The 24,868-nt window shown below is 71.2% G+C and carries 19 protein-coding genes and 1 pseudogene; 7 read left to right on the top strand and 13 right to left on the bottom strand.

Annotation, left to right across the window (positions count from 1 at the left end; all coding sequences use genetic code 11):
* Positions 1–305: 305 nt before the first annotated feature.
* From ACZ6SD_RS26960 to ACZ6SD_RS26925, 8 genes are all read right to left on the bottom strand, one after another.
* Positions 306–1,253, bottom strand: coding sequence for an acyl-CoA desaturase (locus tag ACZ6SD_RS26960; RefSeq protein WP_465319792.1), 948 nt, complete (start codon positions 1,251–1,253; stop codon positions 306–308).
* Between the two features lie 263 nt (positions 1,254–1,516).
* Positions 1,517–2,284, bottom strand: coding sequence for a S1 family peptidase (locus tag ACZ6SD_RS26955; protein WP_465319791.1), 768 nt, complete (start codon positions 2,282–2,284; stop codon positions 1,517–1,519).
* 117 nt (positions 2,285–2,401) lie between these two features.
* Entirely contained in the window at positions 2,402–3,394 is a 993-nt protein-coding gene (locus tag ACZ6SD_RS26950; protein WP_465319790.1) for an SMP-30/gluconolactonase/LRE family protein, read from the bottom strand.
* Positions 3,395–3,401: 7 nt separating this feature from the next.
* The gene (locus tag ACZ6SD_RS26945; RefSeq protein ID WP_465319789.1) at positions 3,402–4,067 is read right to left on the bottom strand and encodes a histidine phosphatase family protein; all 666 of its coding nucleotides are present in this window, start codon (positions 4,065–4,067) and stop codon (positions 3,402–3,404) included.
* A 135-nt stretch (positions 4,068–4,202) separates the two neighbouring features.
* A complete protein-coding gene (locus ACZ6SD_RS26940) occupies positions 4,203–5,285 on the bottom strand; it encodes a phosphotransferase family protein (RefSeq protein ID WP_465319788.1) in 1,083 nt (360 codons plus the stop codon).
* Complete coding sequence (locus ACZ6SD_RS26935; protein WP_465319787.1) at positions 5,282–6,031, bottom strand: SDR family oxidoreductase; 750 nt, start codon at positions 6,029–6,031, stop codon at positions 5,282–5,284. Before ACZ6SD_RS26935 ends, ACZ6SD_RS26940 begins: the two co-directional genes overlap by 4 nt.
* Entirely contained in the window at positions 6,021–6,830 is an 810-nt protein-coding gene (locus ACZ6SD_RS26930; protein ID WP_465319786.1) for an SDR family oxidoreductase, read from the bottom strand. Before ACZ6SD_RS26930 ends, ACZ6SD_RS26935 begins: the two co-directional genes overlap by 11 nt.
* Entirely contained in the window at positions 6,827–8,035 is a 1,209-nt protein-coding gene (locus tag ACZ6SD_RS26925) for an acyl-CoA dehydrogenase family protein (protein WP_465319785.1), read from the bottom strand. The genes ACZ6SD_RS26930 and ACZ6SD_RS26925 overlap by 4 nt, the downstream gene beginning before the upstream one ends.
* Before the next feature lie 78 nt (positions 8,036–8,113).
* Between ACZ6SD_RS26925 and ACZ6SD_RS26920 the strand changes: the two genes are divergently transcribed.
* Complete coding sequence (locus ACZ6SD_RS26920) at positions 8,114–8,683, top strand: TetR/AcrR family transcriptional regulator (protein ID WP_465319784.1); 570 nt, start codon at positions 8,114–8,116, stop codon at positions 8,681–8,683.
* 12 nt (positions 8,684–8,695) lie between these two features.
* A complete protein-coding gene (locus ACZ6SD_RS26915) occupies positions 8,696–9,487 on the top strand; it encodes a pentapeptide repeat-containing protein (protein WP_465319783.1) in 792 nt (263 codons plus the stop codon).
* Positions 9,488–9,794: 307 nt separating this feature from the next.
* Here ACZ6SD_RS26915 and ACZ6SD_RS26910 read toward each other — a convergent pair whose 3' ends face one another.
* Positions 9,795–11,357, bottom strand: coding sequence for an acyl-CoA synthetase (locus tag ACZ6SD_RS26910; protein WP_465319806.1), 1,563 nt, complete (start codon positions 11,355–11,357; stop codon positions 9,795–9,797).
* Positions 11,358–11,530: 173 nt separating this feature from the next.
* Here ACZ6SD_RS26910 and ACZ6SD_RS26905 point away from each other — a divergent pair, with 173 nt between their 5' ends.
* Positions 11,531–13,189 (top strand): bifunctional 3'-5' exonuclease/DNA polymerase, encoded by a 1,659-nt coding sequence (locus ACZ6SD_RS26905; RefSeq protein WP_465319782.1) that lies wholly within the window; start codon positions 11,531–11,533, stop codon positions 13,187–13,189.
* A gap of 1,064 nt (positions 13,190–14,253) precedes the next feature.
* Here the strand turns inward: ACZ6SD_RS26905 and ACZ6SD_RS26900 are convergent.
* On the bottom strand, positions 14,254–15,417 hold the full coding sequence (locus ACZ6SD_RS26900; protein ID WP_465319805.1) for a lactate 2-monooxygenase: 1,164 nt from the start codon (positions 15,415–15,417) through the stop codon (positions 14,254–14,256).
* Between the two features lie 556 nt (positions 15,418–15,973).
* Positions 15,974–16,984, bottom strand: a complete 1,011-nt coding sequence (locus ACZ6SD_RS26895; RefSeq protein WP_465319781.1) for a tetratricopeptide repeat protein — start codon at positions 16,982–16,984, stop codon at positions 15,974–15,976.
* A 286-nt stretch (positions 16,985–17,270) separates the two neighbouring features.
* Between ACZ6SD_RS26895 and ACZ6SD_RS26890 the strand changes: the two are divergent.
* A pseudogene (locus ACZ6SD_RS26890) lies at positions 17,271–18,428 on the top strand (multidrug effflux MFS transporter); the annotation flags it as partial.
* Between the two features lie 108 nt (positions 18,429–18,536).
* Here the strand turns inward: ACZ6SD_RS26890 and ACZ6SD_RS26885 are convergent.
* Both ACZ6SD_RS26885 and ACZ6SD_RS26880 read right to left on the bottom strand, forming a co-directional pair.
* Positions 18,537–20,456: an SDR family oxidoreductase gene (locus ACZ6SD_RS26885; RefSeq protein ID WP_465319780.1), complete on the bottom strand. Its 1,920-nt coding sequence runs from the start codon at positions 20,454–20,456 to the stop codon at positions 18,537–18,539.
* A 67-nt stretch (positions 20,457–20,523) separates the two neighbouring features.
* Positions 20,524–20,736 (bottom strand): hypothetical protein, encoded by a 213-nt coding sequence (locus ACZ6SD_RS26880; protein ID WP_465319779.1) that lies wholly within the window; start codon positions 20,734–20,736, stop codon positions 20,524–20,526.
* Positions 20,737–20,914: 178 nt separating this feature from the next.
* Between ACZ6SD_RS26880 and ACZ6SD_RS26875 the strand changes: the two genes are divergently transcribed.
* The 3 genes from ACZ6SD_RS26875 to ACZ6SD_RS26865 all read left to right on the top strand — a co-directional run bounded on the left by ACZ6SD_RS26875 (position 20,915) and on the right by ACZ6SD_RS26865 (position 24,225).
* Positions 20,915–22,147, top strand: coding sequence for an NAD(P)/FAD-dependent oxidoreductase (locus tag ACZ6SD_RS26875; RefSeq protein ID WP_465319778.1), 1,233 nt, complete (start codon positions 20,915–20,917; stop codon positions 22,145–22,147).
* A gap of 90 nt (positions 22,148–22,237) precedes the next feature.
* Complete coding sequence (locus tag ACZ6SD_RS26870) at positions 22,238–22,729, top strand: PH domain-containing protein (protein ID WP_465319777.1); 492 nt, start codon at positions 22,238–22,240, stop codon at positions 22,727–22,729.
* The gene (locus ACZ6SD_RS26865) at positions 22,726–24,225 is read left to right on the top strand and encodes a PH domain-containing protein (protein WP_465319776.1); all 1,500 of its coding nucleotides are present in this window, start codon (positions 22,726–22,728) and stop codon (positions 24,223–24,225) included. Before ACZ6SD_RS26870 ends, ACZ6SD_RS26865 begins: the two co-directional genes overlap by 4 nt.
* The last annotated feature ends 643 nt before the right edge of the window (positions 24,226–24,868 follow it).

The raw sequence follows: 24,868 nt of genomic DNA, 5'->3' as shown, positions 1-24,868 counted from the left end.
ACCCGGCAACCCAAAGCTGCCAGGCACCCACCCCATGGGAGCGGAGACAGCGAACCCGCCCTCCTGCCAGGCACTCAACGAAGGCGGAGACAGCGAACCGCGTTCCTGCCAGGCCGAACCGCCCCTGCCAGGTGCTTGATGGGGTGGAGTGGTTTCTTCGGGGGAGAAGGAAGATCGCTAAGCTGGCTCCGCACGTGTGAGGCCGAAGGCATCCCACCCGTCTTTCACACGGCGATCTTCCTTCATAGGGGCCCCGAAGAAACCACTCCACCCCATCAAGCAGACAGACAGACAGCGACAGAGACCTACTTCGCGAGCTTCGCGAGCCGCTGCGGAGTGGGCCAGCGGACCTCGCTCACCCAGCCGAGCTTTTCGAAGATCCAGATGAGGCGGGCCGAGACGTCGACCTGTCCGCGCTGGACTCCGTGGCGGGCGCAGGTGGGGTCGGCGTGGTGGAGGTTGTGCCAGGCCTCGCCCATTGAGAGGACGGCCAGGGGCCAGAAGTTGGTGGCCTTGTCGCGGGACTTGAAGGGGCGGTTGCCGATCATGTGGCAGATGGAGTTGACCGACCAGGTCACGTGGTGCAGGAAGGACACTCGGACCAGGCCCGCCCAGAAGAACGCGGTGAGGGCGCCCCACCAGGACCAGGTCAGCAGGCCGCCGAGGACCGCGGGGGCGAGCAGGGTGACCGCGGTCCACAGGCCGAACTGGCGGTCGACGCGGGCGATGTCCTTGTCGGCGAGCATGTCGGGGGCGAAGCGTTCGGCGTTGGTGAGTTTGCGGTCGAAGACCCAGCCCATGTGGGCGTGCCAGAAGCCCTTGACCAGGGCCACGGGGGACGTGCCGAAGGCCCACGGGGAGTGCGGGTCGCCGTCGCGGTCGGCGAAGGCGTGGTGGCGGCGGTGGTCGGCCACCCAGTGCAGGATCGGGCCCTGGAGGGCCATGCTGCCCATGATGGCCAGTCCGACGCGGACCGGGCGCTTGGCCTTGAAGGCGCCGTGGGTGAAGTAGCGGTGGTAGCCGACGGTCACGCCCAGGCAGGTGAACGTGTAGAAGAACACCGCGAGCGCGACGTCGACCCAGCCCAGGCCCCATCCCCAGGCGAACGGGACGGCGGCGACGAGCGCGACGAAGGGGACGAGGATGAACAGGTAGGTGCCGAACTGCGGCCAGTTGGCGCGCGGGGCGCCATAGATCGGTTTCGGCGCTCCAGCGTCCACCGGCGATCCGCTGCCCTCGACGGTCGCGGTCATGTGCTGCCTCCAGCTTCGATGACGAGTACCTCCAGGGACCGGTACCCACTCGGCGGTAAGCAAACCAGGCGCTCGACCGGACACCAAACAACCCACGGGGGGCGTGGTGTCCGAAATGTCGAGAGTCGCCTGCCCACCGCGCCACTGAGGTGTGCGTCACAGGTCCCGACCGCCGCCACGGTCTCCGTGAGCCCCTGCTCCCCGGAGTCCGCGACGGACACGGCGGATGTTACGGGAGGTAACAGCTACGCCGGGCCAACTGCTCATGGCAGCGACGTGATGGCCGCCTTAATGCTGGAGTTGTAGGTGGCCACCTCGGTGTAGATCCCCGGGTACTGCGGGCGCGCGCAGCCGATCCCCCAGCTGACGATCCCGACCTGCTTGAGCACCCCGGCCGCGTCCGCGAGGACCATCGGGCCGCCGGAGTCGCCCTGGCAGGTGTCGACGCCGCCGGTGTCGAGCAGTCCGGCGCAGAGCATGGCGGCGGGGGTGAACGGGTAGCCCGCCGCCTGGTAGCGGTCGCCGCACGCCTTGTCGTCCACCATGGGCACCTTCGCGTGCAGGAGGACCTGCTGCTGGGAGCCGCCTTCCTTGTCCGCGCCCCACCCCATGATCGCGAACTCCCCGGTCCCGATCACGGCGGATTCCAGTTCGAGCACCGGCTGCTCGACGGGCGCGGCGAGCTTGATCAGCGCCCAGTCGCTGCCCTGGGTGACGTCGATGAAGTCGGGCGCCCGGTGGACGTAGGTGGACGAGACCACTTTGGCCGCCGGGTCGGACAGGTCGACGACGCCGACGGTGGCGGTGATCTCGGTGTCCGGGCCGGTCGCGCGGACGCAGTGCGCGGCGGTCAGGACCACCTGCGGGGCCACCAGGGAGCCACCGCAGCCCACCGACAGGCGAACGGCCCACGGATACGCGCCCGGGGGCGCCGGGGTGCCGCCCACCACCATGGGACCCGCGTGGGCGGGCGGCGCCAGCGCGGCGAACAGGAGGGCGGTGATGGCGGCGGCGCGCGCGAGAATGGACATGGGGCCTCCTGACGAGGTGCTTGCACGTCAGTGTCAGGATGCCCCCGTCAGTGGTGAGCGATGCCGGGATAAACCCTTGTGAGGGAACGACTTTCCTCGTTCGAGAGGTCCGGCTGACTACATGTGTCCACTGAGGTCGAAAAAAGCCACCGCTGGTTCATGCAGACTGCCCAGGTACACCCGTCCGTGGTACTCGCGGACGCCGGTGACCATGTGGTAGTTGTCCGGCGTGCCGTAGATGTCGTGGACAATCCGCCCGGTTCGCCCGTCCACCGCCCGCACCCAGGCCGTCCGCGCCTCGCGGGGCTGCCACCGCTCGGGAATCGCCCACAGGGCCTTGCGCAGCACCGGCGGCAGCCGCAGCAGCCGGTCCAGGAGCGGGTTGCGCGGGTTGGCCATGCCGATCCAGATCAGGCCGTCCGACCCGGTGGAGATGTTGTCCGGGAAGGCCGGGAGGTTGTCGACCAGGATGTCCGACTTACCGGCGTCCACACCGCTCAGCCAGACGCGCCGAAGGCGGTACTCCGCCATATCCGCCACGACAACATAAGACTCGTCCTCGGCCAGGGCGACGCCGTTGGCGAAGTGCAGGCCGGTAAGCACGGTGTCCACTGTGCCGTCCGGGTCGCGGCGCAGCAGCCGCCCGGTGCCCCGGTGCTCCAGCAGGTCGCCCTTCCAGTGCGGGAGGTCGAACCGGTCGGTGGAGTTGGTGAAGTAGACCGTGCCGTCCTTCCCGACCCCGGCGTTGTTGCAGACCCGCAGGCCGGGTCCGGCGGGCGCCAGCACCTCGACCGCGCCGTCGACGCGGTCGACCAGGAGCAGGCCGCGCCGGGCGTCGCAGACCAGCAACCGGCCGTCCGGGTAGTGCTCCAGGCCCAGGGGACGGCCGCCGGTGTCGGCGACGGTGTCTATCCGCCCGCCGTCAGGCGTGAGGCGCAGGACTCGTCCGTCGTCCACGCCGGTGTAGATGTGGCCTGAGGCGTCGACCAGCACGTCCTCCGCTCCCGCCCCGTTGACCGGCAGGACGGTAAGCGGGGGCAGTGTCGGCTCTGGGAGCGGCCCCGGCGGGGGCGCGTGCCAGACGACTGGGTCGATCTTCGGACGGGCCATGCGCACCTCAGCGGTAGGTCAGCAGTTCACGGTTGGCGCCCTCGAAGTGGCCGTGCTCGTTGAACGAGACCAGCGAGGCCCCCGAGCGGCCGTGCACGATCTTGGTGACGGCGGCGTTGACCACGACCCGGTTAAGCGAGACCAGGCCCGCGCCGGGCAGGCCGAGCAGGCGGGCGCAGATCGCGGCGATGACACCGCCGGAGGTGAACACCACGGCCGTGCCACCCGATCCCAGGCTTTCCGCGACCTCGGTAAGCGCCGCGTTGGCCCGTGCCTCGAAGTCGGCGAACGTGCCCGCGTCGCCCGCCGCCACGCCGTCGCTGATCCAGCCGTGCAGCGCGCGGTCGAGGATGTCCTGGAAGTCGCGGGGCGACGCAGGCTGCCTCGTCTCGTGCGCGGCCAGGTGGTGCTGGACGAGGCCGAGGTGGTCGTACTCGTTCCACCGCTCGTCCGTCTGGCAGGGCAGGTCTATCCCGGCGGCGGCAAGCGTGATCGACGCGGTGGACCGCTGCCGCGACAGCGTGCCCGACCACGCCTGGACGGGGGCGAGCCCGCGCTCGCGCAGCTCGGCCCCCAGCACCTTGGCCTGGAGCTCGCCGGTCGGCGAGAGCACGTCGTAGTCGGCGGCCCCAAACGACGCTTGTCCGTGCCGCAGCAGGTAGACCGCGCTCATCGGGCCTCGCCTATCCGGTGGCCTGCGCACTGCTGTGCCATTGATTCGCTCGCAAGCTCGCTCACTGGACAACCTCACCTGTTCGGTTGTCCCGCGCGCCAACGCACTGTGTCGATGATTCGCTCGCAAGCTCGCTCATCGGGCCATCACCTCGCGGCAGCGCCATTCGAGGTAGCCGATGAACATCCAGAAGTCCTTGAACCGGGGGTTGTTCGTCTGGCCGTGGTGGTAGCGGTAGTAGATCTGCTGCATGATCACCGCCAGCCGGAACAAGCCGAACGTCTCGTAGAACGCCCAGTCGTCCGCACGCAAGCCCATCCGGTCGCAGTAGTGCGCCACCAGCTCCGCGCGGGTTAGCATCCCGGGCAGGTGCGTCGGCTGCCTGCGGGCCTTCTGGAACACGTCGTCGTCATCGGCCTGCACCCAGTAGGCCACGGCGCCGCCGAGATCCATCAGCGGGTCGCCCAGGGTCGACATCTCCCAGTCCAGGACGCCGACGACGGCCAGGTCTGTGTCAGATACAGAGCCATCGAGAACTCTGCTGTTGAGCACAACGTTGTCGAAGCGCCAGTCGTTGTGGATGACCACGGTGGCCACGTCGTCGGGCTGGTTGGCCGCGAGCCAGGCCATGACCTCGGCGAAGTCGGGCACGTTGTCGGTGCGGGCGCGGGCGAAGCGCTCGGACCAGCCGCGCACCTGCCGCCCGACATAGCCCGCGCCCTTACCGAGATCGGTTAGTCCTGCCTGTTCCGGGTCTACGCGGTGCAGATCGACCAGCCGGTCTATCAGGGCCGTGGAAAGCGCGCGGGCCTGCTCGGGGCTCAGCGCCATACCCTCGGGCAGGTTCCCGCGCAGGATCGTGCCCGGAATCCGCTCCATGACGTAGAAGTCGGAGCCCAGCACGCTCTCGTCGTCGCACAGCCCGAGCACGGTGGGCACATACGGATACACCGGCTTGAGCTGCCGCTGCACCCGGTACTCGCGCCGCATGTCGTGCGCGGAAGCCGCCTTCTGGCCCGCGGGCGGGCGGCGCAGGATCAGCTCACGGTCCGGGTAGGACAGCAGGTACGTCAGGTTCGACGCGCCGCCGGGAAACTGCCGCACGACGGGCTCGCCGTCGAGCCCGTCCACAACCGTCTTGAGCCAGGCGTGCACCGCGGCGGTGTCGAAGCTGTCCTCGGCGCGGACGTCGCGGGGCTCGTCGCGCGGGGCGCTCATGACATCTTGGCCACGATGCCCAGCGGCAGGTTCCGCATGGCGAACCCGAGCAGAGTCCACGGCCACGCGGGCGCGCACGCCGAGCCGACCTCACGCTCGATCGCCTTCACCATGGCTTGCACACCCGGCACCGTGTCGACCATCAGCGGGGTCTTCTTCACCTTGTCGTTCATCTCCGAGCGGATGTAGCCCGGGTAGACGGTGGTGACCTTGATCGGGGTCCGGAGCGTGTCCGCGCGGATGCCCTCGGCCAGCGCGGAGACCCCGGCCTTGGTGGCGGCGTAGGTCGACAGGTTCTTCGGCATGCCGCGCATGGCGCTCATCGAGGAGATGACCACCAGGTGGCCCGCGTTCTGGTCGCGGAAAATCTCCATGGCGGCCTCGCACTGGGCCAGCGCGGCGACGAAGTTGGTCTCGGCGGTCTGCCGGTTGGCGTAGAAGTAGCCGGTGCCGACCGGCTGGCCCTTGCCCAGGCCCGCGTTCACGATGACCCGGTCGATGCCGCCGAGCTCGGCGCGGAACTCGCCGAAGACCTTGAAGACCGCGTCGTGGTCGTTGACGTCGAGCGCCCGCACCGCGATCTTGACGCCCGGGTTGGCCTTGACCAGCTCGTCCCGCAGCTCCTCCAGCCGGTCGGTGCGGCGGGCGGCGAGCGCGAGGTCGCGGCCCTTCGCGGCGAACTGGCGGGCCATTTCCTCGCCGAGGCCGGAACTGGCTCCGGTGATGAGGATCCTCTTACGACTCACGGTTCTCCTTCTCCATTTTCGACCGCAAGCGGTCCCAGAACGCGACGACCTGCGCCTCGAACTTCTCCGGGCGCAGCCGCTTGAACTCGTGCGATTGCCTGCCGTCCTCGTGGGTGAGCACCAGGAACTCCCCCGCCGCGACACCCTCCACCACCTGGTTCGCCACGTCTTCCGCGGTCACCGTGGCCGCGGCCATCAGCTTCTCGGTCAGGTCGACCCGCGTGGGATCGGCGTTACGAGAGCGGTCGGGCAGGTTGGTCTGGAAGAACCCGGGGCAGACGACGGTCGTGCCGATCCCGTACGGGGCCAGCTCGAAGCGCAGCGTCTCCGACAGCGACAGCACCCCCGCCTTCACCACGTTGTACGGGGCCATCGTGGGCAGGTTCATGATCGCGGCCATCGAGGCGACGTTGACGATGTGGCCCGCGCCCTGGCGCTTGAACACCGGCACGAACGTGCGGCAGCCGCGCACCGTGCCCTTGAGGTTGATGTCGACGATCCAGTCCCAGTCGGCCATCGGCACCGTCTCGATGCGGCCGGACGCGGCCACGCCCGCGTTGTTGACCAGCACGTCGAGCCCGTCCCAGGTTCGCTCGCACCACTGCCGCGCGGCGAGCCAGGAGTCCTCGTCGGTGACGTCGAGGACTAGGTGCTCGGTGTCGAGTTCGGCGGCGACGGCAGCGGCGGAGGCCGCGCTGACGTCGGTGACCAGCACCCGCGCGCCCGCCCGCGCCCAGCGCGCCGCCAACGCGCGGCCCAGGCCGGACCCGGCGCCGGTGACCAGCACCCGGCCGGTCACTGCTCGTGCTTCTTCAGCTCGATGCGCGCGACCACGCCCCGGTGCACCTCGTCCGGGCCGTCGGCCAGGCGCAGCGCCCGCGCGCTCGCGTACCCAGCCGCCAGAGGGAAGTCGTCGGTCATGCCCGCGCCGCCGTGCAGCTGGATGGCCAGGTCGAGCACGCCCAGGGCCATGTTCGGCACCACGACCTTGATCTGCGAGACCTCCGAGCGCGCCCCGGCGAGCCCGTGCGTGTCCAGCTTCCACGCGGTGCTGAGCACCAGCAGACGGGCCTGCTCGATGGCGATGCGCGCGTCGGCGATGCGCTCGCGGTTGCCGCCGAGGTTGGCCAGCGGCTTGCCGAACGCGACCCGCTCGGTGGCGCGGCGGCAGGCCAGTTCGAGCGCCTTCTCGGCGAGGCCGATCAGGCGCATGCAGTGGTGGATGCGCCCCGGCCCGAGGCGGCCCTGGGCGATCTCGAAGCCGCGACCCGGCCCGGCGATGATCGCGTCCAGCGGCAGGCGGACGTCGGTGAAGGTGACCTCGCCGTGGCCGGACGGCGCGTCGTGGCGGCCGAAGACCGGCAGCATCCGCCCAATCTCGACGCCCGGGGTGTCCAGCGGGACCAGGACCATCGAGTGCCGCTGGTGCTTGGGCGCGTCCGGGTCGGTCAGGCCCATGAAGATCGCGACCCGGCAGTTCGGGTGGCCGATGCCGGTGGAGAACCACTTGACGCCGTTGAGGACGACCTCATCGCCCTTCACCAGAGCGGTGGCGGCCATGTTCGTCGCGTCCGAGGACGCCACGTCCGGCTCGGTCATGCAGAACGCCGAGCGGATCTCGCCGCGCAGCAGCGGCGCCAGCCAGCGGGCCTTCTGCTCGTCGCTGCCGAACAGGTGCAGAACCTCCATGTTGCCGGTGTCCGGGGCGTTGCAGTTGAACACCTCTGGCGCGATCGCCGAGCGGCCCATCAACTCGGCCAGCGGCGCGTACTCGACGGTGCGCAGGCCAGCGCCGTGCGTCTCGTCGGGCAGGAAGAGGTTCCACAGGCCCTGGGCGCGCGCCTTCGCCTTGAGCTCCTCGATCACCGGCAGCACTACCCACGGATCGGAAAGCGCGGCCAGCTCACGGTGGTAGTCGGGTTCGACCGGCTCAATCTCGGTGCGGATGAACTCGCCTACCCGCGCGATGTAGTCGGCGGCCTTGGCGGAGTGCGCGAAGTCCACGGGGAACCCTCCGGTAGCTATTGAGCGTCGCTCAACAAGCTACCCTGATTGTCGAGCGATGCTCAACAGGGAGGGCTGATGACCAAGGCGAGCGCGCCCCGGGAGCGGCGCACCGCGCAGGACCGGCGCAAGCAGCTCATCGGCATCGGCCTGCGAAAACTCACCGCGCGCCCGATCCACCAGATCACCGTCGACGAGGTCGCCGCCGAGGCCGGGATCTCCCGCAGCCTGCTGTTCCACTACTTCCCCACCAAACAGGACTACTACATCGAGGTCGTGCGCGCGGCGGCCCGGCGCCTGCTGCGCGCGGCCGACACCGACACCGACGGCGTGCGCGGAATCGTCACCGGCTACGTCGAGTTCATCCAGCGCAGGCGCACCCAGTACGTGGGCCTGTTCCGCGCCGCGGGCCAGGACGACTGGGTCCGCCGCGTCCACGACGAGACCCAGGACGCGCTCACCGAACGCGTCCTGTCGGCGCTGGGACAGCCGAACCGGTCGGAGCCGGTCGAACTCGCGATCCGCGCCTGGCTGGCGTTTACCGAGGAACTGACCATCGAATGGACTGGTCGCGGACGCACCGACCAGGAGACCCTTATCCGGCTGCTGCTTTCCACCCTGGACCATGTCGTCGCCGCGGCCGAGTGAGGAGGAACCACCATGCGCTCCAACCTGCGGGCGGACTGCGCGAACTGCTTCGCCCTCTGCTGCGTCGCCCTCGCCTTCACCCCCTCCGCGGACTTCGCCATCGACAAAGCCGCGGGCACGCCGTGCCCCAACCTGACTCCCGAGTTCCGCTGCGGCATCCATGCCCGGCTGCGGGAAAGCGGCTTCGCGGGGTGCACTACTTATGATTGTTTCGGCGCTGGTCAGAAGGTTTCTCAGGTCACCTTTGGCGGGCGGGACTGGCGGGATCATCCGGGCAGCGCTTCGCAGATGTTCGCGGCTCTGCCGATTATGCGGCAGCTTCATGAACTGCTGTGGTATTTGACTGAGGCGCTGACCTTGCCCGCGGCGCGGCCGGTGCATGCCGATCTTCGGCGGGCGTTAGCCGAGACCGAGCAGTTGAGCAACCGCTCTTCGATCCTGGACGTCGATGTCGCCGCTCACCGGCATGACGTCAGTGCGCTGCTTTCTCGGGCTAGTGAACTCGCGCGCACTGGAGTGAAGGGACGGCGTCGGGATCGGCGGAACGCGGATCTCATTGGCGCTAATCTGGTTGGGGCTGATCTTCGCGGTGTTAGTTTGCGTGGGGCTTATCTTATTGGCGCGGATCTCACTGACGCCGATCTGCGCCTTGCTGATGTCATTGGCACCGATTTTCGGGACGCTCGGGTCGGCGGCGCGGACCTGAGCACCGCGCTGTTCCTCAGCCAGACGCAGCTCAACGCCGCCCGGGGCGATGCCCGCACCAAGATCCCGCAGACGTTGGGACGCCCTGCCTACTGGTGACGCTGTGCGTGCTTGATGGGGTTCCGGGCTTCGTGGGGTTGCTCGATGGGGTGGAGTGGTTTCTTCGGGGCCCCTACGAAGGAAGATCGCCGTGTGAAAGACGGGTGGGAAGCCTACGGCCTCACACGCGCGCAGCCAGCTTAGCGATCTTCCTTCTCCCCCGAAGAAACCACTCCACCCCATCGAGCACCTGGCAGCGTTGGGTGCGATTTGTGCTGGTAGGAGCGTGGGTTCGCTGGCACCGCCCGCCCTCACCCAGCAACCAGCACCTGGCTGATGTGGCGGGAGCGGGCGGGCGGGCGTGAAGTCAGCCGAGTTCGGGTAGGCGCTTGCGGAGGAGTTTTCCGGTTGCGTTTCGGGGGAGTTCGTCCAGGAAGACGACTTCGCGGGGGACCTTGAAGCGGGCCAGGTTGCTCTTGACGTGGTCTAGGAGTTCGTCCTCGGCGACCTTGGTGTTTTCGTCTATGACTACGTAGGCCTTGAGGCGTTGGCCGAACTTTTCGTCCTCGACGCCTAGGACTGCCGCCTCTACTACGCCGGGGTATTCGACTAGGAGGTTTTCGATTTCGGCTGGGAAGACGTTTTCGCCGCCGGAGACGATCATGTCGTCGTCTCGGCCGTCGATGAACAGGCGGCCCTCTGCGTCGAAATGGCCCAGGTCGCCGGTGGAGAGGAGGCCGTCGATCAGTTCCTTGTTTCGGCCGTCCGTATAGCCCGCGAAGCTTAGGCCGCTGCCTGCGAAGACGCGGCCGGTGACGTTCGGTTCGGTGATCGGCTTTCCGGCCTCGTCGTAGATGACGACCTTGCAGCCGACCGGGGGGCGGCCGACGGTGCCGGGGGCCGCGCGCCAGTCCTCGGGGGTGGCCACGGTGACTACCGAGACCTCGGTGGAGCCGTACACGTTGTGGATGACGTCGCCGAAGACTCGGCTGGCGCGGTTGCCCAGTTCCGGGGAGAGGGCCGAGCCAGCGGTGAACACGACGCGCAGCGACGAGGTGTCGTACTTGTCGATGATCTCGGGGCCCAGGTCCATGATCCGCTGGAGCATGGTCGGCACGACGACGAGGGCGTCGGCGACGTTGTCCTGGATGAGCTTGAGGGTGGCCTCCGGGTCGAACTTGCGGCGCAGGACGACCGCGGAGCCCAGCGCGAAGGAGATGATGAACTGCGAAATGCCGGTCGCGTGGAACAGCGGGGCCGCGAGCACCGTGCAGCCGCCGGTGTGCAGCGGAATCCGGTCGAGGAACTGGGCCGCGGCCAGCGACGAGCGCACCTGGCGCGGGGCGCCCTTGGGGGTGCCGGTGGTGCCGCTGGTCAGCAGCACCATGCCGCCGGGCTGCTTGGGCGCGGGCACCGGAGAGTCGTCGGCGCTGGCGATGAGCTGCTCCAGCGTGCGGACGCCGTCAGCCGGGTCGTCCACCCAGGCCAGGAACCGCGGCAGGTCGGCGGGCAGGGCCTCGACCAGCGGGGTGAACTCCTGGTCGTAGACGAACACCGTGACGCCCTCGCGGGCGGCGACGTCGACCAGCTGCGGCTTGGCGAAACCGGTGTTCATCAGCAGCAGCCGGGCGCCGAGCTTGCCGGTGGCCAGCATGGTCTCGACCGCGCCGCGGTGGTCGCGGGCCAGCAGCGCGACGACGGACTTGTCGGTCACGCCCTGCTCCGCCAGGGCTCGGGCCAGGGCGTTGGAGCGCAGGTCGAGCTGGTGGAAGGTGAGCGCGCCCAGTTCGTCCACCAAGCCGACCGCGGCCTGGTCACGAGTCGCGGCCACCTGCGCCGCACCCGCGATGGGGCCCAGTCTGCGCACGGCGACCAGTGATCGCAGGATGTGGTCCGGGCGGCTGAACGGGACCAGACCCGCTTTCCGCATGACGTCCACGCTGCGCACCGCGGTGGGGACCTTGGCAGCAAGGTCGCGCACACGCGTCAGATACTCGGTCACCGAAACCTCCCGGAGTTACCAACCGGTAGCAACGGTGCCGTAACACCTACTTGTGAGTCAACTAGCAGTACTTGTCAGAGTCGTGCCGCAGAATGCGCGGCGTGCGAGTAGTGGTGGTCCCGGGCGCGGAGGGCACGGGGCGCGTCCAGGTCCTCGACGGGTCGGATCAGGCGCGTGACGTGCGCGATCTCGCCGGGTGGCTGCGCGAGACCGAGGCCAGGGCGGCGCCGCGCTGGGTGCTGCCCGCGCTCGACGACGCCTATCCGGCGCTGCTGCGCGCCGGGGTGCGGCTGGGCCGCTGCCACGACCTAGCGCTGGCCGAGGGCATCCTGCTGGCGTTCGAGGAGCGCCCCGGCCGCCCGCGCAACCTCGCCGCGGCCTGGGCCCGACCCCGGGGCCTGCCCGAACCGGAGGACCCGCGCCCGGCGGCGCGCGGCGAGCAGCCGACCCTGTTCGAGGCCGACCGGGGCACCACGCCGGTCGGCACGGACCCGGTGGCCGCCGCCGTCGCGGTCCTGGAAGACCAGGAGCGCCGGATCGCCGCGACCGCGCACCCCGACCGGCTGCGCCTGCTGGTCGCCGCCGAGTCCGCGGGCGGGCTGGCCGCGGCCGAGATGAGCCGCCACGGGCTGCCGTGGCGGGCGGACATCCACACCGCCCTGCTGACCGACCTGCTGGGGCCGCGCCCGCTGCCCGGCGCGCGGCCCGCCAAGCTCGCGGCGCTGGCCGAGCGGATCTCGCTGGCGTTCGCGGGCAGGCCGATCAACCCGGACCACCCGCCGAGCATCGTCCGCGCGTTCGCCCGCGAGGGCATCGAGATCGCGTCGGCGCGGGCGTGGGTGCTCAAGGAAGTCGACCACCCGGCGGTGGCGCCGCTGCTGGAGTACAAGGAACTCGCGCGGCTCTATGTCGCGCACGGCTGGTCGTGGCTGGACTCCTGGGTGTCGGGCGGGCGCTTCCGTCCCGAGTACGTGGTCGGCGGCGTCGTGTCCGGCCGCTGGGCCACCCGGGGCGGCGCGGCGCTGCAACTGCCCCGCGCGCTGCGCACCGCCGTGCGGTCGGACCCGGGCTGGTCGCTGGTGATCGCCGACGCGTCCCAACTGGAGCCGCGGGTGCTGGGCGCGCTGTCGGGCGACCCGCGCTTCGCCGAGGTCTCCTCGGCCAGCGACCTCTACACCAGCCTCGCCGCCGACGCGTTCGACGGCGACCGCGGCCGGGCCAAGATCGCCATGCTCTCAGCCATGTACGGCGGCACCAGCGGCGAGGCCGGGCCGCTGCTCGCGGTGTTGCGCAAACGCTTTCCAGTGGCGGTGGACTACGTGGAGCAGGCCGCCCGCGCGGGCGAGGACGGCCGGGTCGTCCGCTCCCGGCTCGGCCGCACCAGCCCGCCGCCCAGCGACGCCTGGCGCGACCGCACCGCCGCCACCGGCGACGAGACAGCCGACCGGGCGGGCAGGCAGGCGGCCCGGGAGTGGGGCCGCTTCACCCGCAACTTCGTCGTCCAGGCCAGCGCAGCGGACTGGGCGCTGACCATGCTCGCCACCCTGCGCCGCCGCATCGCCGCGACCGCGCCGGGGGCCCAGATCGTGTTCTTCCAGCACGACGAGGTGCTGGTCCACGCGCCAACGGAGGCGGCGGACGCGGTGGCGCGGGAGATCACGACCGCGGCGGAGGAAGCCAGCCGACTGGTCTTCCCCGAGACCGCTGTCCGGTTCCCCTTGGAGGCCAAGACGGTCACCAACTACGCCGACGCCAAGTAGCCAGGTGGCCAACCCCGGAGTCAGGCAGGGCGTGGCGATTCGCGGACCAGAGGTGGCCCGGCGGTTCGGGCACGGCCTCGCGACTCGCGGGGCGGGTGTGGCGCGGCGATTCGCGGTTCGACACGGCCCGCGAGCCAGGTTCAGGCGCGGCCCGGCACCTCGCGGATCAGCTGTGGCCCAGCAAATCGTGGGCAGGGACGGCCCGGCAAGCAGGCAAGTCCAGAGATCGCCCGGCGAATCACGCATCTGACACAGCGCAGCAAGCCGTGGGGTCACGGTCGGCCCAGCGGATCACGCGGGCAGCAGCCAGCAAGCCGCAGGGGCAGCGCAGCCCAGCGGGCTGCGGGGCAGCGACGGCCCGGCGAACCGTGCGGACAGGTGCGGCCCAGCGAGCCGCAGGGCCAGGCGCGGCCAAGGCTAACCGTGAGGTCAGGGTGAGACCCAGCAAATCGCGCGGGCAGCAATCCGGCAAGCCGCACGGGTCAGGCGTAGCCCAGCAGGTCGCGGGGCAGCGACGGCCGGGCAAACCGCGGGGCAGGTGAGGCCCAGCGAGCCGCAGGGCAAGACGCGGCCCGGCAACCTGCGGGGCAGGTAAAGCCCAGCGGATCGCGCGGGCAGCAGCCAGCAAGCGGCAGGGGTCAGGCGTAGCCCAGCGAGTCGCGGGGCAGCGACGGCCCGGCTAATCGTGGGGTCAGGGTGTGAGGCCCAGCGGATCGTGCGGGCAGCAATCCGGCAAGCCGCACGGGTCAGGCGTAGCCCAGCAGGTCGCGGGGCAGCGACGGCCCGGCGAACCGCGAGGTCAGGTGAGGCCCAGGGAGTCACGGGGCCAGCCGCGGACTGGCGGGCCGTGAGGTCAGGTGAGGCCCAGCAAGTCGCGGGGCAAGGCACGGCCCGGCAAACCGCAGGTCAGGTGAGACCCAGCGAATCGCGCGGGCAGCAACCGGCAAGCCGCACGGGTCAGGTGTAGCCCAGCAGGTCGCGGGGCAGCGACGGCCCGGCGAACCGCGAGGTCAGGTGAGGCCCAGCGAGTCGCGGGGCCAGGCGCGGACTGGCGGGCCGTGGGGTCAGGTGTGGCGTAGGGAGTCGGGGGTCAGGTCGGCTGGGGTGCGGTGGCCGGAGAGGCCCAGAGTCAGGTCGAAGTCGGCCATGAGGCTTCGGACGGCGTGGCGGACGCCGTCTTCGCCTGCCAGGGCTAGGCCGTAGACATACGGCCTGCCCAGCAGGACGGCCGATGCGCCCAGGGCCAGGGCCTTGAGCAGGTCGGCGCCGGTGCGGACGCCGGAGTCGAACAGGATTGTCATGCGGTCGCCCACCGCGGAGGCGATCTCGGGCAGCACCTCCAGCGCGCCGATCGCGCCGTCGACCTGGCGGCCGCCGTGGTTGGAGACGACGATGCCGTCCATTCCGGCGTCGGCGGCCCGCCGGGCGTCGTCGATGTGCTGGATGCCCTTGAGGACGATGGGGCCGTCCCAGTGCTCGCGCAGGAACGGGAGTTGGTCCCAGCGCTTGTCCTGGCCGGTGAACATCGAGACCCAGCGCAGCACGGCCATCGCCTGGTCCTCCTCCGGCGGCTTCGCCAGGCCCGCGAGGAACGCCGGGTCGGTGAACGCGTTGGCCACGCCGGTGCCGCGCAGGAACGGCAGGTACGCCTGGTCGAGGTCGCGGGGGCGCCAGGCCAGGGTCCAGGTGTCGAGGGTGACGACCAGGGTGGAGTACCCGGCCAGCTTGGCGCGCTGCAGCAGGCTCGCGCACACCTCTGGCTCGTTCGGCCAGTAGAGCTGGAACCAGCGCTGACCGGCGCCGTTGGCGTCGGCGACGTCCTCAAGCGGGTACGACGACGCGGTGGACAGGACCATCGGCACGCCCAGCGCGGCGGCGGCGCGGGCGGTGGCCAGTTCGCCGTCGGGGTGGACGATCGACTGGACGCCGACCGGGGCCAGCAGCACCGGGGCGGTCATCGGCGTGCCCAGGACGGTGGTGGAGACGTCGCGGGTCGTGGCGTCGGTGAGCATCCGGGGGACGACGCGCCACCGGCCGAACGCCGCCCGGTTGGCGCGCATGGTGTCGCCGCAGCCCGCGCCGCCGGAGACGTAGCCGAACGGGCCGGGCGCCATCCGCTCCCGTGCGACGGACTCCAGCAGCGTCACGTCGGTGGTGAACGGCGGCACCTGGTCGGCGAGCCCGTGCAGGTAGATCTCGTTCTGGTACTGAGCGGGCTGACCAGGCATGGACGTCCTCACCGTGCGGGATGCTGGGCGGGGCGAGTCTGGCACCGGCGTTCGCCCCGCGCCAGACCTGCGCGTCACTCAGCCCCGCGGCGGGAAAGGCGGCTGCGGCGGGTAAGGCGGCTGTGATGGCTGTGGCGGCGGGAAGCCCTGAGCGGGCCACTGCGCCGCGCCGGTCCGCGGCGACCCCGGCGGCGGGTAAGCGGGCGGCTGCGGCGCACCCTGCGGCGGGACCCCCGGCTGGGCGAATCCCGACTGGGCGTATCCCGACTGGGCGAATCCTGGCTGAGGGAAACCTGGCTGCGCGAAACCCTGCGGCGCGGCTCCTGGCGCGGCCTGCGGCGGGTGACCCGGCGCCAGGAAGCCCTGTGGCGGTGACTGCGGCACGCCCGGCCGCGGATATCCCGGCTGCCCGCCCGGACCGTACGGCGGCGGGGCGGGCTGTCCGGGCGGTGGGGTGACGCCCGTCTGCCCGTCCCGCTTCTTCGAGAAGGTGGTGACCAGCAGGTAGATCAACAGACCGATGGCGCCGATCACCAGACCAGCGGAGATCCAAACCCTAACGGGCGAACGACCGCATTCGCCAGAGGCCGAACCAGCCGACCGTCGACGCGCACAGCGCCAGGACCAGGGCCGGGACCAGCAGCTGGGTGCCGAGCGCGCCCAGGGCCAGGGCCACCGCCCAGATGGCCAGGGTGAGCAGGCCCAGCGCCAGCAGCACCGCCCCGGCGGCGAGCAGCGGGACGCGGCGGGCGAGTTCGCGCGGGGGGAGGCGGTTCTCGCTCGGCGTGCCCAGGACCGCCGCCGCGGCCAGGCCGAGCACGGTCAGCAGCAGGGCCAGCGCGAACCACGCCAGCAGGGGGCTGGGCTGGGGCAGCGCGGCGACCATGAGCACCACCGAGCCCGCGGTCAGCCAGCCCGCGCAGCGACGCAGGACCAGCCACAGGGTGATCCGCTCCGCGCGGCCGAACATCGGCTCCCGCCGCCGGGGCTCGATGGCGACCCGCTGCGGGCGGGGGCCGCCGAGCCGGGCGAGTTCGGCGCGGACGTCGGCGTTGTCCGGGTCGAGCCGCAGGGCGTCGGCGTAGGCGCGCTTGGCCAGGCCGATGTCGCGGACGCGGACGGCGGCGGCGCCGAGGATCTCGTGCGCGCGGGCCACGTCCGGGGCGACCTCGACCGCGCGGGCAGCCGCGGCCAGCGCCTCGTCCGGGCTCTCGTGGGCGAGGACCTCGGCGAGGGCGACGTGGGCGCGCCAGTCGTCCGGGTCGCGGCGGGCGGCCTCGCGGGCGGAGACGACGGCCTCGTCGTGCCTGCCCATCTCGGCGAGGGCGAGGCTGGCGAGACGGTGCGCCCATGAGCGCTCACCCAGGGTGATGGCGCGTTTGGCGGCGTCCAGGCACAGCTGGGGGTCGCCCGCGTCGAGCAGGGCGGCGGCGAGGCGGCACCACGCGCCGGAGTGGTCCGGGTGCACGACGAGGATCGGGCGCAGCAGCGCGATCGCGGCTTCCGGCCTGCCCGACGCGGTGAGCTGCGCGGCCTCGACCAGCACCGCGTCGATCGACTCGGCCATGGCACCTCCCGCCCGTCTCGCGTTCAGTGTGTCAAGCCGCCGTTCAGGTGTGGCGACGACCCGCTCACTCTGCCGCGACACATCAGTCGGAATCTCTCCTCTGACGCGTGCCACACCCCGAAGTCGGCACTTACCGTAGCGAAGGGGTTCGACCGTAGTGCGGATTGACGTCATCCGAATAGGTGAGCACCATCACTTAGCGGATATTCCGGTGAAGAGAACGGGTCATCGGCTGTCTGCGTCACCGCCACGGGACCTCATACGCCTTTGTACCTAGACTGATCGGGTGTATCCGCCGCCCCGGGCAACGAAGCCTCGGCTCGCCCTCATCCTCGGGGGGCTGACCGCCTTCGGGCCGCTGTCGATCGACATGTACCTGCCCGCGTTCCCGCAGCTCGCCGAGCGGCTGGGGACGGGGCAGTCGCAGGTCCAGCTCACGCTGACCGCGTTCATGGTCGGGCTGGCCGCCGGGCAGGTCGTGGCGGGGCCGCTGTCGGACTCGTTCGGCAGGCGGCGGCCGATGCTCATCGGGCTGGTGCTCTACACCGTCAGCTCCCTGGCCTGCGCTATCGCGCCCTCGGTCTACGCGCTCATCGCGCTGCGGTTCGCGCAAGGGGTGAGCGCGGCGGCGGGCGTCGTGATCGCCCGCGCGGCCGTGCGGGACATGTTCTCCGGCGCGGCCATGGCCCGGTTCTTCTCGATCCTGATGCTGGTCAACGGCCTCGCGCCGATGCTCGCGCCGATCATCGGCGGACAGGTGCTGCGCGCGACGTCGTGGTCGGGGGTGTTCGTCGTCCTCGCGGGCTTCGGCGTCGTGCTGCTGGTCGTCTCCGCGTTCGGCCTGCCCGAGACGCTGCCCGTCGCGGCGCGCAGACCCGCGCACCTGGGCCGCACCCTGCGCACGTACCTGCGGATCGTCACCGACCGCACGTTCATCGCCTACGGCCTCGCCGCCGGATTCACCCTGGGCGCGATGTTCGCCTACATCGCGGGCTCGTCGTTCGTGCTGCAGGACATCCACGGGCTGTCCCCGCAGCAGTTCAGCCTCGTGTTCGGCGTGAACGCGCTGGGGCTCATGCTCGCCGCCCAGCTCAACGGGCTGCTGCTGCGCTGGCACAGCCCGCGCGCGCTGCTGACCGCCGGGCTGGTCGCCTCGGCGGTGGGCGGGCTCGCGGTGCTCGGCGCGATCGCGCGCAGCCTGCCGCTGCCGTACCTGCTCGTGGGCCTGGCCGTGGTGGTCGCCAGCGTGGGCATGGTCTCGCCCAACTCGATGGCGCTGGCGCTGGCCGACCACGCGCACCGGGCGGGCACCGCGTCGGCGATGCTCGGCGTCCTGCAGTTCGTCGTCGGCGGGCTCGCCGCGCCGCTGGTCGGGCTGGGCGGGCACGCCACGGCGCTGCCGATGGGCCTGGTGATCGCGGGCCTGTCAGTCAGCGGCCTGGCCGCGTTCGCCCTGATCCGGCCGACCAGCCGCCGCCCCGGCCGCTACGTCCGGTTCCGCGAGGCGCCGACCGTGGAGATCGAGTACCGGATTCCGCCGGAGCTGCTGTACTCACCGAAGACGCCGCCACAGGGGTCGCACGAGGGCGGTGGCGAGCACGGCCATGGGCCGCTCGGCCCGCCGCCGAGCTTCCGGGGCCGATTCCGGGGAGACTCGATAGGCGATATTGAGGAGCTGCCGGGCGAGACTCGGCGCGAAGACCCGCAGTAGCTCCATCGCGAACCCCTCCGGCCGCTGCACGACCTCGCCGCCGCTGGTCATCGCGCGCAGCACCATCGCGGCGGCGCGGTCCGGCGACATCGCGGGCAACCCCCGGTAGACCGCGGTCGGGCCGATCATCGGCGTGCGGACCAGCGGCATCCGCACCGAGACGACAGTGACGCCCTCGGCCAGCAGTTCGCGGCCCGCGGCCCGGCCGAACGCCTCCAACGCGCTCTTTGAGGCGACGTAGGCAGCGAAGCGGGGCGTGTCGGTCTGCAAACCCATGGTCGTGACGTTGACGATCCGGCCGAAGCCGCGGGCGCGCATCCCGGGCAGCAGGCCCAACGTCAGCCGCAGCGGCGCGAAGTAGTTCAGTGACATGGTGCGCTCGTAGTCGTGCAACCGGTCGACCGACAGGCGCACCGACCGCCGGATCGAGCGCCCCGCGTTGTTGACCAGCACGTCGACCACGCCGAGGTCCTTGACCAGCGCGTCCACCGCGTCGGCGTCGGTCAGGTCGCACGGGTGGACCGACGCCGTGCCGCCCGCCGCCTCGATCTCGGCGCGCACCTGGTCCAGTTCGGCCTGGCGGCGGGCGACGAGCAGCACGACCGCGCCGTGGCGGGCGGCGGCGAGCGCGGTGGCCCGGCCGATCCCGGACGACGCGCCGGTGACCACGACCCGCCTGCCGCGCAGCGACCCGGCGCCCAGCCAGGGCCGCTCGGGGTCGAGGTGCTCGGCCCAGTAGGACACCAGCTTGTCGGCGTAGGAGTCGAACTCCGGCAGGGTCACGCCGCTGCCGACCAGCGCGGCCACGGTCGCCGACGAGTCGAACACCGTGGGCAGGTCCAGGTGCGGCAGCACCGCGCCAGGGACGCCCAGCTCGGCCAGCACCGCGTCGGCGACCGGGCCGACCGCGCGCAGGCGCGGCAGCCGCACCGGCGGCGTCGCGCGGATCCGCGGCGCGCCCATGGCCCTGGCGAACGCGTTCATGACGTCGACGACGCGCTGCTCTCCGTTTTCCGTCAGGTGGTACGTCGTGCCGGACGGGGCGTCGACGTGCATGAGGTGCGCCATCGCCTCGACCACGTAGTCGACCGGGACCAGGTTCGTCGCGCCGAGGTCGGGCGCGGCCAGCGGCAGCGCGGACGGCAGCCGGGCCAGACGGGCGAGGGCGGGCAGGAAGTAGTACGGGCCGTCGACCTTGTCCATCTCGCCGGTCCGCGAGTCGCCGACGACCGCGGCCGGGCGGTAGACCCGGTAGGGGACTTTGTCCTGGTCGCGCACCAGCTTCTCGGCGGCGAACTTGGTCGCGTGATACGGCCAGTGGTGGCGCTGGCCCAGGTCGAAGTCGGCTTCGGTGAACCGGCCGCGGTGGTCGCCCGCGACGGCGATGGACGAGACGTGGTGCAGCAGCCGCGCGCCAATGGCGGCGGCGAACTCGATCACGTGCGCCGTGCCGTCGACGTTGGCGGCACGGTTGGCGTCGTCGGAGGCGGTGAGGTCGTAGACAGCGCCGAGGTGGACCACGTGGTCGATCCGCCCGGTCAGCGGGGCCGGGTCGACGCCGAGGCCGGGCTCGGTGAGGTCGCCGACGACCGGGACCACCAGGTCGGGCCGGGACCAGCGGGCCGCGGCCGCCGCGAAGCGCTCCATCGACCGCGGGCGCACGAGAACGTGCACCGCGGCGCAGTCCGGGCGCTCCAGCAGGCGCTCAACGAGCCGCCGCCCGAGGAAACCTGTAACACCGGTGACGAAATAGGTTGTCATCACTGTGCCTCCTTGGCGCAGATTCTGACACTACCTACTCATCGGTAGGAAGATGGGGACCGCGAACTCACTGAGTCGAGTCGACCGAGGCGTCCACCACCGCGTCCCGCAGCGCCGCCCGCAGCCTGCCCACGTCCAGCGGCGTGAGGATCGCCATCTCGCCGGGCGGGGCCACCAGCACCACCCGGCCCTGCCGCACCAGGACCGTCACCTCCCGCCTGCGCCCGGCGATGTCCCGACAGCTCACGGACCACTCTCTATGGCTGTTCACGGCGCCCATCCTTTCGACTGTGCGGTTTCACCTGAATCTGTCACAGGTGGGACGCGGACGGTAACCATCGGTGACGAGGAATAGCGGCCCGGCTTCAAGATTTTCCGGGGCGCGCGCCCGTCCCGGCTGAGGACTAACCTCATGGCTCACCGAGTCAGCCGGGGGTCTAAGACCACGGAGGTCTGCCATGGCAGAACCGCACCGGATCGTCGTCGTCGGAACCGGGCTCGCGGGCGCGTCGGCCGCGGGAGCGCTGCGGGAGCGCGGCTTCCTCGGCGAGATCGTCCTCGTCGGCCGCGACCCGCACCGCCCCTATGAGCTGCCCGCCCTGTCCAAGGGGATCCTGCTCGGCGACGCGGACGAGCCCGCGTGGGTCCATGACGAGGACTTCTACGACGAGCACAACATCGACCTGCGCACCGGGACCGAGATCGCGGGCCTGCACCTGGGCGAGCGCGCGGTGGTCGACGGCGACGGCGAGCACATCCCGTACGACCGGCTGATCCTGGCCACCGGTTCCGCGCCGCGCGCGCTGCCCGTCCCCGGCGCCGACCTGGCGGGCCTGCGCACCCTGCGCACCCTGGACGACGCGCTGGCGCTGCGCGACGCCCTCGGCGCGGGCGTGCGGGTGGTGATCGTCGGCGCGGGCTGGATCGGCTGCGAGGCCGCCGCCGCGGCTCGCGCGCACGACGCCGAGGTCACGGTGGTCGAGCCGCTGCCGCTGCCGCTCCACAAGACGATGGGCACGGAGGTGGGCGAGGTCTTCCGCGACCTGCACACGGCCAACGGCGTCACCTGGCGGCTCAACACCGGCGTCACGGCGTTCACCGGCGCGGAGGGCGTGGTCACGGCCGTGGTCTTGGACGACGGGACGACACTGCCCGCTGACGTGGTCCTCGTCGCCGTCGGCGCGTCCCCCCGGCTGGACCTGGCGAAGGCTGCGGGACTGGAACTGTCCGACTCGGTCGCGGGCGGCGGCGTCGCGGTGGACGCCACCCTGCGCACCTCGGCCCCGGGCGTGTACGCCGTCGGCGACATCGCCGCCCACTTCCACCCCCGCTACGGGCGGCGGGTGCGGGTGGAGCACTGGGCCAACGCCAAGGACCAGGGCTCGCACGTCGCCGGGGTCCTGGTGGGCGACACCGAGCCGTACGCCAAGAGCCCGTACTTCTTCTCCGACCAGTACGACCTGGGCATGGAAGTCCGCGGCCTGGCCAACCCGTTCACCGACGACCTGGTCGTCCGCGGCGACCTCGCCGCCCGCGAGTTCACCGCCTTCTGGACCCGAGGCGGCCGGGTGCGGGCGGCCATGAACGTCAACCAGTGGGACGACGGGGAGGCGTTGCAGGCGCTGGTCGACTTCCAGCAGCCCGCGTCCGCGGAAGACCTGCGCACCGCGCCGCTGCCCGACTTGCTGTGAAGATCCGCTCATCCACCGGGTGATGGATGAGTGCCCCGATAGTCCTACGGGCTGACGTCGGCGTATTCGACTTGCGGGCAGACTGGGGATGTGGAAAAGACGCAGTTGCGGGCGCCCGCGAACCTGGTCAGCAAGCGCGCCATCACCCAGTGGACGCTGCAGGCCGTGATCGGGTGGGCCGTGGTCGTCCTCGGGCAGGGGCTGGTGGTCCTGCTGGCCGACGACCCGCCGGGGTGGCTGCGGGTCGCCGCGGTGGTGAGCGCGGTCGTCGGGGTCGCGCACGTGCTGGTCATGCCGCGCTGGCGCTACCGGGTGCACCGCTGGGAGACCACCGACGACGCGGTGTTCACCCGCAGCGGCTGGATCAACGAGGAGTGGCGGCTGGCCCCGGTGTCGCGCATCCAGACCGTCGACACCGCGCGCGGGCCACTGCAACAGCTGCTCAAGCTGGCCACGGTCACCGTGACCACCGCGTCCGCGCAGGGCCCGCTGAAGATCGCGGGCCTGGACGAGGACGTGGCGGCGCGGATCGTGGACGAGCTCGCCGCCACCACCCAGGCCACCCCCGGGGACGCGACATGACCCAGTCCACGCTGCCCGCCGCGCCCGAGTTCGTCGAGCCCGCCCAGGAGTGGGGCAGGCTCGACGCCCGGATGATCGTGGTGCGACCGCTCAACGAGCTGATCGGGCTGCTGCCGCTGCTGTTCGCGCTGGTGTTCGTGGGAAATGTGGAGACCTGGCGGGTGGTGGTCGGCGTCGGCACGGTCGGCCTGATCGTCCTGTACGGGCTGCTGTCGTGGCTGACGACGAAGTACCGCATCACCGACACGCGGGTCGAGCTGCACAAGGGCGTGCTGTTCCGGCAGCGCCGCGCCATCCCGCGCGACCGCATCCGCACCGTCGACCTGACCGCCAAGCTCGGGCACCGGCTGTTCGGGCTCGCCGCCGTCCGCGTCGGCACCGGCCAGCAGGAACGCACCCCCGGCGAAGGCGTGCAACTCGACGCGGTGACCGCGGCCGAGGCCGACCGGCTGCGGCAGGTCTTCCTGCACCGTCCTGCGGCGGTGGCGGTGCGAGAGGTCGAGGAGACGCCGATCTCGCGGCTGGACAACCGCTGGTACCGGTACGCGCCGCTGAGCCTGTCCGGGCTGCTGAGCATCGCCGTCGTCGTCGGCTTCGGGATGAACCTGGCCAACGAGCTGAACTTCGAGTTCTCCGAGGTCGCCGTCGTGCGCGAGGTGTTCGGCTGGCTCACCCACGCCGACTGGACGACGGTGATCCCGGTCGCGGCAGCGCTGGTGCTGGTCCTGTCGGCGCTGGCGTCGCTGGTGGCCTACCTGCTGCAAAACCACGCGTACCGCCTGACCCGCCACGCCGACGGCACCCTCCGCGTCCGCCGCGGCCTGCTCACCACCCGGTCGGTGTCGATCGAGGAACAACGCCTGCGCGGCGTAGCCCTGCACGAGCCGCTGCTCCTCCGCGCGGGCCGCGGCGCCCGCCTGACCGCGGTGAGCACCGGCCTCAACCGGCAGGGCAACAGCAGTCTCCTGCTCCCACCCGCCCCCCACCCCGAAGCCAACCGAGTCACCGCCGCGGTCCTGCGTGTCCCCACCGCCCCCACGGCAGCGCACCTGCACCCGCACCCACCCCAGGCCCGCACCCGCCGCCTCATCCGGGCGGTCCTCCCCACTGTCGCCCTCACCGCCGCGCTACTGACCCTCACCCTGACCGCGGCTTGGCCGGACTGGCTGTGGATCACCAGCGCCACCCTGATCCCCCTGTCCGTCCTCATCGGACTCGACCGCTACCGCAACCTCGGCCACACCCTCACCGACCGCTACCTGGTCACCCGCTCCGGCTCCCTGGACCGCCGCACCATCGCCCTGCAACGCACCGGCATCGTCGGCTGGAAAATCACCCGCACCCTCTTCCAACGCCGCGCGGGCCTGCTCTCCATCACGGCCATCACCGCAGCGGGCAACGGCGCCTACACCGTCCCCGACATAGCCGAACCAGACGGCCTAGCCCTAGCCGACACCGCCGTCCCCGACCTGCTACGTCAGTTCCTCACCCCCTGAGACCGCGCACCCACCCTTCGGGCGCCCCCACACCCCACGAACTCGTGACCACACGCACCCACCGTGCCCATGATCGCGAGTTATCCACAGGTCAAGCTCACCCTATTCCCCGCGCTGACCTGCACCGATAGGATGGAACAGGGCCCGGCCCCCAGGGTGGGCGGGGGTTTGTTGTGGGGGCTGCGGGCGGCGAAACAGGCCGAAGATCGGTCCGTTGTGGACCCGAGCAGCCGCCAACCGCACCTGACCTCGCCAGGTGCTCGATGGGTCAAGGAGCGCACCCGAGCAGCCGCCAGGCCGGACGAAGGCCCGCCAGGTGCTCGATGGGCCAAAGCAGCAAACTCAGCTTTCCTGCCAGGCAGCACCGACCCCTGCCAAGTGCCCGACGGTGCGGAACGAACAGCGACCCGCACCCAGCCAGGCCGCAACCCAGGCTCGCCAAGTGCTCCACAGTTGGACCGGGCAGCGAACTGGCCCCCACGTAGCCGCGCCCGAGCCTGCCCAGTGCTCAATGGGGTAGAGCAGCGAACCCGCGCCCCAACGAAGCCGCACCTACGCTCGCCAGGTGCTCGATGGGGTGGAGTGGTTTCTTTGGGGGTGAAGGAAGATCCCTAAACTTGCCGTGGTCGTGGGGCCGAAGGCT

The sequence above is a fragment of the Actinokineospora sp. NPDC051303 genome (assembly GCF_055586285.1).
This window is presented reverse-complemented; position numbering and strand designations above follow the sequence as displayed.

Excerpts from the sequence above, each read along its gene's own strand:
- ACZ6SD_RS26960 (WP_465319792.1), bottom strand. The coding sequence starts at position 1,253 with ATGACCGCGACCGTCGAGGGCAGCGGATCGCCGGTGGACGCTGGAGCG.
- ACZ6SD_RS26955 (WP_465319791.1), bottom strand. The coding sequence starts at position 2,284 with ATGTCCATTCTCGCGCGCGCCGCCGCCATCACCGCCCTCCTGTTCGCC.
- ACZ6SD_RS26950 (WP_465319790.1), bottom strand. The coding sequence starts at position 3,394 with ATGGCCCGTCCGAAGATCGACCCAGTCGTCTGGCACGCGCCCCCGCCG.
- ACZ6SD_RS26945 (WP_465319789.1), bottom strand. The coding sequence starts at position 4,067 with ATGAGCGCGGTCTACCTGCTGCGGCACGGACAAGCGTCGTTTGGGGCC.
- ACZ6SD_RS26940 (WP_465319788.1), bottom strand. The coding sequence starts at position 5,285 with ATGAGCGCCCCGCGCGACGAGCCCCGCGACGTCCGCGCCGAGGACAGC.
- ACZ6SD_RS26920 (WP_465319784.1), top strand. The coding sequence starts at position 8,114 with ATGACCAAGGCGAGCGCGCCCCGGGAGCGGCGCACCGCGCAGGACCGG.
- ACZ6SD_RS26915 (WP_465319783.1), top strand. The coding sequence starts at position 8,696 with ATGCGCTCCAACCTGCGGGCGGACTGCGCGAACTGCTTCGCCCTCTGC.
- ACZ6SD_RS26910 (WP_465319806.1), bottom strand. The coding sequence starts at position 11,357 with ATGCGGAAAGCGGGTCTGGTCCCGTTCAGCCGCCCGGACCACATCCTG.
- ACZ6SD_RS26900 (WP_465319805.1), bottom strand. The coding sequence starts at position 15,417 with ATGCCTGGTCAGCCCGCTCAGTACCAGAACGAGATCTACCTGCACGGG.
- ACZ6SD_RS26895 (WP_465319781.1), bottom strand. The coding sequence starts at position 16,984 with ATGGCCGAGTCGATCGACGCGGTGCTGGTCGAGGCCGCGCAGCTCACC.
- ACZ6SD_RS26885 (WP_465319780.1), bottom strand. The coding sequence starts at position 20,456 with ATGACAACCTATTTCGTCACCGGTGTTACAGGTTTCCTCGGGCGGCGG.
- ACZ6SD_RS26880 (WP_465319779.1), bottom strand. The coding sequence starts at position 20,736 with ATGGGCGCCGTGAACAGCCATAGAGAGTGGTCCGTGAGCTGTCGGGAC.
- ACZ6SD_RS26875 (WP_465319778.1), top strand. The coding sequence starts at position 20,915 with ATGGCAGAACCGCACCGGATCGTCGTCGTCGGAACCGGGCTCGCGGGC.
- ACZ6SD_RS26865 (WP_465319776.1), top strand. The coding sequence starts at position 22,726 with ATGACCCAGTCCACGCTGCCCGCCGCGCCCGAGTTCGTCGAGCCCGCC.